Source organism: Streptomyces sp. SID3212, assembly GCF_009865405.1.
In the GTDB taxonomy this organism is placed as follows: Bacteria; Actinomycetota; Actinomycetes; order Streptomycetales; family Streptomycetaceae; genus Streptomyces.
The window spans coordinates 1-1,392 of record NZ_WWJY01000814.1 but is presented as its reverse complement, the minus strand read 5'-3'; the positions used below and the strand labels follow the sequence as shown (position 1 = coordinate 1,392).

The 1,392-nt window shown below is 72.7% G+C and carries 1 protein-coding gene and 1 pseudogene; both read left to right on the top strand.

Going from position 1 to position 1,392, the window contains the following annotated elements:
- Positions 1-385: C40 family peptidase (locus GT042_RS24685; protein ID WP_161310927.1), on the top strand; the 385-nt coding region annotated here is incomplete at its 5' end.
- A gap of 283 nt (positions 386-668) precedes the next feature.
- Positions 669-1,392: pseudogene (locus GT042_RS24680) on the top strand (NlpC/P60 family protein); the annotation flags it as partial.

The following is a 1,392-nucleotide window of genomic DNA, read 5'->3' as shown; positions in this document are numbered from 1 at the left end:
CGTCGCCCCCGCGCCCGCCCCCGACAGCACGTACGCGACCAAGGCCGCGAAGGTCCTGGCGTTCGCGCGCGCACAGATCGGGAAGCCGTACGTGTCCGGCGCCACCGGCCCCAGCTCGTACGACAGCACCGGCCTGACCCAGACCGCCTGGCGGGTCGCGGGCGTGGACCTGCCCCGTACCACCTGGGAGCAGGTGGGCGCGGGCACGAACATCACCACCCAGGACCTGCTCCCCGGCGACCTCGTCTTCTTCTACGACGACATCAGCCACGTCGGGATCTACACCGGCGACGGCATGATGATCCACGCCCCCGAGCCGGGCGCGAACGTCCGCGAGGAATCCATCTACTACCTGCCCATCCACGGCAGCGTCCGCCCCGCCTGACGGAACCCGCCGGAACGACAGCCGGCGGCCGACAGCTGACGACCACGGCTCCGACGTCGCCGTACGACCGGCGCGTGTCCGGTCCTGATCGAAACAGCGGCATGGGCAGCCGATCGTACGGTCGCAAAACGCCTCGGAACCCTCACCTGCTGTCAATTCCCGCCATGCCGACACCGCGTCGTGACCTTCACCTAGCGTCCTTCTCCAGGTGGCCGACCCCCGCCACCCGGCCCGCACGGCCCCAAACGTGCGATGTTGGACCAGTAAGGAAGTGGACGCCCTCGTGGCAGCGCACCGGAAACACAAACAGCGCCCGCTCACCGGCCCCGCCGGACGTACCGCCGCGAGCCTCGCCCTGGCGGGCGCCGCGACGGCGACGGCCGGGGCCGCGGCCGGATCCGCGCACGCGGAACCGCGCCTGACGGTGGCTCAGGTCAAGTCGAAGGTCGACAGGCTCTACGAGCAGGCCGAGGCCGCCACCGAGAGGTACAACGGGGCGAAGGAGAAGGCCGACGACGCCCGTGACGCGCTGGACGAGCTGCGCGACGAGGCCGCCCGGCGGACGGAGCGGCTCAACACCTCGCGCGCGGCGCTCGGTTCGATCGCCACCGCCCAGTACCGGGCCGGGGGCCTCACCCCCACCGTGCAGCTCGCGCTCAGCTCGGACCCGGACACGTTCCTCCAGGCCGCCGCCCTCGCCGAACGGACCGCCGCCCACCAGGCCTCGACGGTCACGCGGATCCGCAAGGAACTGGCGGCGATCGCGGAGTTACGGACCCGGGCCGACGACCGCCTCGTGGACCTCAAGGCCCGTCAGAACGAGGTGGCCGCGCAGAAGACCACCGTCCAGAAGCGCCTCACGGCCGCCGAGGACCTCCTGGACACGCTCACCGCCCAGGAGCGCGCCCGGTACGCCGAGCAGGAGGCGGCGGCGGACCAGGGCCGGCAGGTGTCGTACGGCGCCGCGCGGACGGACGGCTCCCTCGCCCGCGCCGGCCGTTCCGCCT